We start from the raw sequence: 7,303 nt of genomic DNA, 5'->3' as shown, positions 1-7,303 counted from the left end.
CGCCCCCGTCGCCCCCGTCGGCGTCGGGGCTGCCGGTGCCGCTGCCGACGGCGTCACTGCCGCCGGTGTCGCGGCGCAGCGCCAGTACCCGGGCGGTCCGTCGTGCCGACGGCCGGGCGAAGGACCAGGCCATGGCGAACTCCTGCAACCCGCGGAGCGGGAACAGCAGGAAGATGACCGCGCCGTAGACGGTGACCAGTTCGCCCACTCCGAGCCGTCCCTCGGACGCCAGGGTGGCGCCCTGCCAGACCACCGCGATCAGCAGCAGTCCCGGCAGGGCTACCTGCACGGCGTCGATGACGGCCCACATCCTGGCGGTGGTGACGGCGGCCTGCCGTACCTCCTGCGAGGCCCGCCGGTAGCGGTTCAGGAAGAGTTCCTCGCCGCCCACACCGCGCAGCACGCGCAGTCCGGCCACCGTGTCCGCGGCCAGTTCGGTGGCGCGGCCGGCCTTGTCGCGTTGCAGGTCGGCGCGGCGGGTGGCGCGCGGCAGCAGCGGCAGCACGGTGAGTGCCAGCGCCAGCACACCGCCGGCGACCAGCAGCCCCAGCCGGGGTTCGTAGACGACGAGCCCCACGCACACGCCGATCGTGGCGAGCAGCGCGGCGCCGAACCGGGACACCGACTCGACGCACCAGCCGATCTTCTCGATGTCGCCCGTCGACACGGCCACGACCTCACCCTGGGCGACCCGTCGGGTGAGTGTGGCGCCGAGTTCGGCGGTGCGCCGGGCCAGCAGTTGCTGCACCCGGGCGGCGGCGGTGATCCAGTTGGTCACCGCGGTCCGGTGCAGCATGGTGTCGCCTAGCGTCACCGTCGCTCCGACCAGGAGCAGCAGCAGTCCGGCTGTCGTCAGACGCCTGCCGGAGCCGTCGACGACGGCTTGCACGGCGAGGCCGACCACCACCGGAAGTGTGGCCACGGCCGCCATGTGCAGGCTGCCCCAGCCCAGGGCCTTGGCCTGGCCGCCCCACTGGCTGCGGCCGAGCCACAGCAGGAAGCGCGGGCCGGACCTGACGTCGGGTTCGCCGGGATCGGGAAAGGGAAGGTCACGAATCTGCATGACGTCCAGAACGGTGTAGTGAGTGAACGGGGAGGCGGCCGGCGGCGGGAGAGGACGCAGATCGGCCAGCCAAGGCTGTCGGTGCGACGCGTGGATGGCAACGGGTTTTTACCGGTCGACGGCGGGATCCGGCCGCCGACCGGGCCGGTTCGTCCGCCACACGCACCTCGCTGGCCACACTCGGTCCGGCTGAGCGCCCGGTGCCGGTGACGGGGGTCGGGCGTTCCCGCGCCGCTGCGCCTCAGCCGCGGGTGGTGCGGGGCGTGCAGTGCCACGGGGCGGCGGGGGCCTCCAGCGGCGTCAGCAGTCGGCTGAGTTCGGCGCGTTGGGTCTCGGAGAGCGGGGCGAGCAGCTCCTCGGCCGCCGCGCGGCGGGCCTGCCGCAGTCTGCCGAGCAACTCGCGGCCGTCCGCGGTCAGCTCGATCCGGGTCACCCGCCTGCTGTCCGGATCGGGCACCCGGCGTACCGCGTGCCGCTGCTCCAGCCCGTCGACGAGGGTCGTCACCGCGCGCGGCACGACGTCCAGCCGTTCGGCGAGGTCGGCCATGCGGGGCGGTTCCGAGCAGTGCGACAGGGTGCGGAGCAGCCGGGCCTGGGCCGGGGTGACACCCATCGGTTCCAGGTGCCTGCGCTGAGCGCGGTGCAGCCGCCTGGTGAGTCCGATGAGCTGGTCGGCGAGGGAACCGGTGGGATCGGCGGGAACCATGCCCGGAGAATAGCAGGACTATGTTCATTGTGAGTATAGGTAACAATCAGCTAGGGTTGTCGGCGGTGTCCCCGCCGACCGCCCGATGACGGACAGCCGGCCGCAACCGACGGTCGTTCCGAGTCCGGCGCCGTCCCGTCCCGAACCGCAGGAGCCCATGCACCACGACGCCCCACGGCCGGCCCCACCGGCGCCCCGACCCACCCGACCCGTCGAGATGAGCCGCATCCTGCGGCTGTTCCGCCCCTACCGCGGCCGCCTGGCCGTGGTGGGTCTGCTGGTGGCCGCCGCCTCACTGGTCGGCGTCGCCTCACCGTTCCTGCTCCGCGAGATCCTCGACGTGGCGATCCCCGAGCAGCGCACCGGCCTGCTGACCGTGCTCGCGCTCGGCATGATCGCCACCGCCGTGCTCACCAGTGTCTTCGGTGTCCTCCAGACGCTGATCTCGACGACAGTCGGCCAACGGGTGATGCACGACCTGCGCACCGGCGTCTACGCGCGCCTGCAGCAGATGCCGCTCGCCTTCTTCACCCGGACCCGCACCGGTGAGGTGCAGTCCCGCATCGCCAACGACATCGGCAGCATGCAGGCCACCGTCACGTCGACGGCCACCTCGCTGGTCTCCAACAGCACGAGCGTGGTGGCGACGGTGGTGGCCATGCTGGCCCTGGACTGGCGGCTGACGCTGGTCTCGCTGACCTTGCTGCCGCTGTTCGTCTGGATCAGCCGCCGGGTCGGCCGGGAACGCAAGCGCATCACCACCGAGCGCCAGAAGCAGATGGCCTCGATGGCCGCCATGGTCACCGAGTCGCTCTCCGTGAGTGGCATCCTGCTCGGTCGCACCATGGGCCGGGCGGACTCGCTCACCGCGGACTTCGGCGGCGAGTCGGAGCGACTCGCCGCGCTGGAGATCCGTTCCAGCATGGCGGGACGCTGGCGCATGGCCACCATCGGCATCATCATGGCCGCCATTCCCGCGGTGCTGTACTGGGCCGCGGGTGTGCTGCTCCAGGTCGGCGGGCCGGCGCTGTCCATCGGCACGCTCGTCGCCTTCGTCACCCTCCAGCAGGGGCTGCTGCGGCCCGCGGTGTCACTGCTCAACACCGGCGTGGACATCCAGGCCTCGCTGGCGCTCTTCCAGCGCATCTTCGAGTACCTCGACCTGCGGGTCGACATCTCCGAGCGCCCCGAGCCGGTGCGGTTGGACGCCGTCCGCGGTGAGGTGCGGTTCCGGGACGTGACCTTCTCCTACGAACCGGGCGGGCCGCCCGCCCTCAGCGGCATCGACCTCACCGTGCCCGCCGGGACCAGCCTGGCGGTGGTCGGCGCCACCGGCTCCGGCAAGAGCACGCTCAGCTACCTGGTGCCGCGGCTCTACGACGTCACCGAGGGCAGCGTGACCCTCGACGGCGTCGACGTCCGTGACCTCGACTTCGACTCGCTGGCCCGGGCCGTGGGCGTCGTCTCCCAGGAGACCTACCTCTTCCACGCGTCGGTCGCCGACAACCTGCGGTTCGCCAAGCCGGGCGCCAGTGACGAGGAGATCGTGGCGGCGGCCCGGACCGCCCAGATCCACGAGCACATCCGGTCGCTGCCCGACGGCTACGACACCCTCGTCGGTGAACGCGGCTACCGGTTCTCCGGCGGGGAGAAGCAGCGGCTCGCCATCGCCCGGACGATCCTCCGCGACCCGCCGGTGCTCATCCTGGACGAAGCCACCAGCGCGCTGGACACGCGCACCGAGCGGGCCGTCCAGCGGGCCGTCGACGAGCTCTCAGCGGGGCGGACCACACTGACCATCGCCCACCGCCTGTCCACGGTGCGCGACGCCGACCAGATCGTGGTGCTCGACGCCGGCCGCATCGTGGAACGCGGCACCCACCAGCAGCTGCTCGACCTGAACGGGCGCTACGCGGCCCTGATCCGCCGCGACACCCAGGGCCGCCCGGGCGGCATCGGGGACACGAGGGACACGGGAGACCAGGAGGGCACAGGAGTCACGGGGGGCGAGTCCACGGGCAAGGAGTGGGACACTGCGGACGTCAGCGGCTGACCGGCGGCAGCCGGCTCAGCCGGCCCGGAGCACCAGGAGGTCCTCCTCCACCGTCGTGCCCCGCCCGTGGGCGTAGCCGCTGCCCTCTCCGTAGTGAACGAAGCCGCAGCGCAGCAGCACCCGCAGCGAGCCGGTGTTGCCCTTGGCGACCCGCGCGTACAGCGGACGCTCCCGGTACTGCTCCAGCAGCGCCGACAGGGCAGTGGTCGCCACCCCGAGCCCCCAGTACTCGCGGGCGATCCAGTAGGTGACCTCACGCTCCTCCGGCGGCCCGAAGACCATGAGGTGCCCGGCCACCCGCCCGTCGCACAGGACGGTGCGCTTCACCACGTCGTCGGCGGCGAGGATCCGGGCGAACCGGGCCAGGTACGCCTCCCGGTCGTCGGGGTCCGCAACCGTGAACGCGGCCATGTGGACGGCGTCGGGGTCGCGCTGGTGCTCGTAGAACACCTCGGCGCCGGCCGGCTCCACCTCACGCAGCGTCACGTCGGTCATCGCAGCCGGCCCTCGGCCCGCAGGTCGTCGAAGACCAGCCGGTCGACCGGCGCGGTGCGCTCCCGGTCCGCGAAACCGAGCCAGTCCAGTTCCTCGATCTCACCGCTGGGCACGGGGGTGCCCCGGTACTTGGCGGTGTAGCAGGCCATCCGGACCGTGGCCCCGTCGCCGTGCCCGTCGGCGGGCGCCTCGTACGTGCCGTAGTGGCGGGCGCTGTCCGGCAGCAGGACCACCGTCAGCTCCTCCTCGGCCTCACGGAGAAGCGTCTGCACGTCGCTCTCGCCGGGGTGGCGCTTGCCGCCCGGGATGTAGAACAGCTCCCGGCCGCGCGAGCGGGTTCCCAGGACGCGGCCTTCGCGCAGCAGGATCCAGGCGACGGTGTCGATGACGTCCGGCAATGCCGTGCTCCTTCTTCCGGGCGAGCCGCCGAGATGCCGCCCGGGCTGTGCACGGGCAGCCGTCCGGCCCTGGTGGACCGCCCATCCTGCCACGCGCCCCCGCAAGGGCCCTCCGCGGTCACCACGGCTCCACACGACTCAGCAGGACCATGCGCTCCGTCTCGTGCCCCGCACACCGGGCGGGCCGCAGCACGGGGGAGTGGCAGCCCGGGACGGCTCAGCGCCGGGCGAGGCGAATGGGGTTGCTGGGGCGCAGCTCGGGCGGGAAGACGCAGAACTCGTTGCCCTCCGGGTCGGCCAGCACGTCCCACTCGGTGGTCTCGCTGCGGCGCCTGACCAGCGTGGCCCCCAGCTCCAGAAGCTCGTCGCGATCGCCCCACACGTCGAGGTGCATGCGGTTCTTGACCGTCTTCGTCTCCGCCACCGGGTTGAGCCAGATGAGGGGGCCATGGCCGCGCGGGTCGTGGATCGCCACCGGCCACTCCGGTCGCGGCGGCTCAGCGCCTTCCGGTGTGACGCGCCTGGTGTAGCCCAACGCGGAGCACCACCAGTCGGCGAGCGCCTGGTGGTCGACGGCGTCCAGGGCCAGGTCCTTGAAGCGTGCGGGCATGTACGGATTTTACCGGCGGCGCACCCGGGCCGCACCCGCCTCGCGCCGGCGACCGCGGCCTCAGAGGTTCTTGACCTCGAACGGGTCGTGCTCGGTGAGCAGCTTGTCCATCCTGGCCTTGTCGACCCGCGTGGACACCTCCATCAGCTCCTGCCGGTCCCGCACGCACTTGGCGAGGGTGAACGAGGAGGACACCAGGAAGAGCACACCGAGGGCCATGAACCCCCGCTCCCATGGCCCGAGCGGCATGTAGGCGACGCCGAGTCCGACGGCGACCAGGGAGAGACCGAACGAGACGACGGCCTGGAGGAAGAAGGCCGCCGTGGTGGGGCGCTGCACCGGATTTGTCATGACCCCAAGGTGGCCGAGCGCGGTCGCCCGCACATGAGTACCGGTACTCAACCGGCGGGGGTGCGGTGCGGGTCCGCCGCGCCCCCCCCGGTACCGCCCGGACGGCACCGTCCGTAGCCGCCCGGCGCCCTCACCGAACGGTCCGCCGCAGGTGGCAGCGGTCGCCGGGCTGCGCGGACCCCGCTGTGGTCCGGACCTGGAGGCGGCCCGGCCGCCTCGGACGCCCGGCGCCGGAGGGGCGGAGGCCAGGCGTGCCGGGAGATGTCACGGCCGGTGTCCGAACCCTTGCCGGATCCTGATCCCGCAGGCATTGACGTCTATGCGGAGGCTGGCGTTCACTCCTCTCCACGTGGCCGCGACGTGCGGCCCCACAGGAAGCGATACACCCATGTGGTACTTGAGGCGTGCCCTGGTGGGCACGGTGACGCTGGCGATGGCCACCGTGCTCGCGGCGTGCGGGCAGGTCGAGAGCGGGAGCGGAAAGTCGATCGGTCTGCTGCTCCCGGAGAAGACCACTGCCCGCTATGAGGCTTTCGACCGCCCGGCGATGGAAGCGAAGGTGAAGGAGCTGTGCTCGGAGTGCGGCTTCGAGTACGCCAACGCGGAGGACGACGCCACCCAGCAGAAGCAGCAGTTCGACGCGATGCTCGAGAAGGACGTCGACGTGATCGTGCTCGACCCGGTCGACGCCACCACCACCGCGTCCTGGGTCGAGGAGGCGGACAAGCAGGGTGTGCCCGTGATCGCCTACGACCGGCTCGCCCAGGGCGACATCGTTGCCTACGTCTCCTATGACAACTTCCGGGTCGGCCACCTCCAGGGCACCGCCGTGCTGGAGGCGCTGGGCGACGAGGCCGACAACGCCCGCGTCGTCATGATCAACGGTTCGCCCAGCGACCCCAACTCGGCCGACTTCAAGGCCGGCGCGCACGAGGCGCTCGACAAGGAGGTGACCGTCGTCTTCGAGGAGGACATCGAGGGCTGGGATCCGAAGGTGGCCGCCCGGAACATGACGACCGCGATCAAGTCGCTGGGCCCGAACGGCTTCGATGCCGTCTACTCCGCCAACGACGGCATGGCGGCGGGCGTCATCAGCGCACTGGACTCCGCGAACATCACCGACGTGCCGGTCGGCGGCCAGGACGCCGAACTGGCGGGATTGCAGCGCATCGTGGCGGGGGAGCAGGCGTTCACCGTCTACAAGCCGCTCGTGCCGCTGGCGGAGACGGCCGCGGAGATCGCCGTCCGGTTGATAAACGACAAGTTCTTCCAGATCCTCGCCCCGCACCTGGTGAACAGCCCGACACACGAGGACATCCCGAGCGCGCAGCTGGAACCCGTCACGGTGACGGCCGAGAACCTCGGGGACACGGTCGTCGAGGACGGCTTCTACTCCGTGGACGAGATCTGCACGGAGGACTACGCCAAGGAGTGCGCCGAACTCGGCATCACCAACGGCGGCTGACCGTGCCGGGCCGAGGACCGGCCAGACTGTGCTCGCCCCGTCCCCGTTCGCGGGCCGGATACGGAGCCGTTGCCGCGAACAGGGACGACCGGGTTCGCCGACGCCCGGAGCGGGACGCGGCGCCCCGGGCGTCGGGCCCCGGAGCGGGGGCGAGCCGGACCG

General features: G+C 71.8%; 8 protein-coding genes. 2 read left to right on the top strand and 6 right to left on the bottom strand.

The annotated features are described in order from the left end of the window. Both ACYVE9_RS11155 and ACYVE9_RS11150 read right to left on the bottom strand, forming a co-directional pair. Positions 1 to 1,063 (bottom strand): ABC transporter transmembrane domain-containing protein (locus ACYVE9_RS11155; RefSeq protein WP_461027625.1); only part of this gene is annotated, 1,063 nt, incomplete at its 3' end. Positions 1,064 to 1,304: 241 nt separating this feature from the next. After that, on the bottom strand, positions 1,305 to 1,769 hold the full coding sequence (locus ACYVE9_RS11150; RefSeq protein ID WP_461027624.1) for a MarR family winged helix-turn-helix transcriptional regulator: 465 nt from the start codon (positions 1,767 to 1,769) through the stop codon (positions 1,305 to 1,307). Positions 1,770 to 1,926: 157 nt separating this feature from the next. Between ACYVE9_RS11150 and ACYVE9_RS11145 the strand changes: the two genes are divergently transcribed. Beyond that, on the top strand, positions 1,927 to 3,822 hold the full coding sequence (locus tag ACYVE9_RS11145) for an ABC transporter ATP-binding protein (RefSeq protein ID WP_461027623.1): 1,896 nt from the start codon (positions 1,927 to 1,929) through the stop codon (positions 3,820 to 3,822). A 15-nt stretch (positions 3,823 to 3,837) separates the two neighbouring features. On the opposite strand, the gene ACYVE9_RS11140 is transcribed toward ACYVE9_RS11145, so the two are convergent. From ACYVE9_RS11140 to ACYVE9_RS11125, 4 genes are all read right to left on the bottom strand, one after another. After that, entirely contained in the window at positions 3,838 to 4,317 is a 480-nt protein-coding gene (locus tag ACYVE9_RS11140) for a GNAT family N-acetyltransferase (protein WP_461027622.1), read from the bottom strand. Next, the gene (locus ACYVE9_RS11135) at positions 4,314 to 4,715 is read right to left on the bottom strand and encodes an NUDIX hydrolase (protein WP_461027621.1); all 402 of its coding nucleotides are present in this window, start codon (positions 4,713 to 4,715) and stop codon (positions 4,314 to 4,316) included. The genes ACYVE9_RS11140 and ACYVE9_RS11135 overlap by 4 nt, the downstream gene beginning before the upstream one ends. Positions 4,716 to 4,932: 217 nt before the next feature. After that, on the bottom strand, positions 4,933 to 5,325 hold the full coding sequence (locus ACYVE9_RS11130) for a VOC family protein (protein ID WP_461027620.1): 393 nt from the start codon (positions 5,323 to 5,325) through the stop codon (positions 4,933 to 4,935). Positions 5,326 to 5,385: 60 nt separating this feature from the next. Continuing rightward, positions 5,386 to 5,676 carry a YiaA/YiaB family inner membrane protein gene (locus tag ACYVE9_RS11125; RefSeq protein WP_461027619.1) on the bottom strand — a complete coding sequence of 97 codons (291 nt, stop codon included), beginning with the start codon at positions 5,674 to 5,676 and terminating at the stop codon, positions 5,386 to 5,388. Between the two features lie 388 nt (positions 5,677 to 6,064). On the opposite strand from ACYVE9_RS11125, the gene ACYVE9_RS11120 reads away from it, so the two are divergent. Further along, positions 6,065 to 7,141, top strand: a complete 1,077-nt coding sequence (locus ACYVE9_RS11120; RefSeq protein ID WP_461027618.1) for a sugar ABC transporter substrate-binding protein — start codon at positions 6,065 to 6,067, stop codon at positions 7,139 to 7,141. The last annotated feature ends 162 nt before the right edge of the window (positions 7,142 to 7,303 follow it).

The organism is Streptomyces sparsus, assembly GCF_054776295.1.
Note: the sequence above shows the minus strand (reverse complement) of the source record. Positions and strands in the feature narration are given on the sequence as shown.

Bases quoted from the DNA above. Each gene is read 5' to 3' on its own strand.
- ACYVE9_RS11150 (WP_461027624.1), bottom strand. From the start codon at position 1,769: ATGGTTCCCGCCGATCCCACCGGTTCCCTCGCCGACCAGCTCATCGGA.
- ACYVE9_RS11145 (WP_461027623.1), top strand. From the start codon at position 1,927: ATGCACCACGACGCCCCACGGCCGGCCCCACCGGCGCCCCGACCCACC.
- ACYVE9_RS11140 (WP_461027622.1), bottom strand. From the start codon at position 4,317: ATGACCGACGTGACGCTGCGTGAGGTGGAGCCGGCCGGCGCCGAGGTG.
- ACYVE9_RS11130 (WP_461027620.1), bottom strand. From the start codon at position 5,325: ATGCCCGCACGCTTCAAGGACCTGGCCCTGGACGCCGTCGACCACCAG.
- ACYVE9_RS11125 (WP_461027619.1), bottom strand. From the start codon at position 5,676: ATGACAAATCCGGTGCAGCGCCCCACCACGGCGGCCTTCTTCCTCCAG.
- ACYVE9_RS11120 (WP_461027618.1), top strand. From the start codon at position 6,065: ATGTGGTACTTGAGGCGTGCCCTGGTGGGCACGGTGACGCTGGCGATG.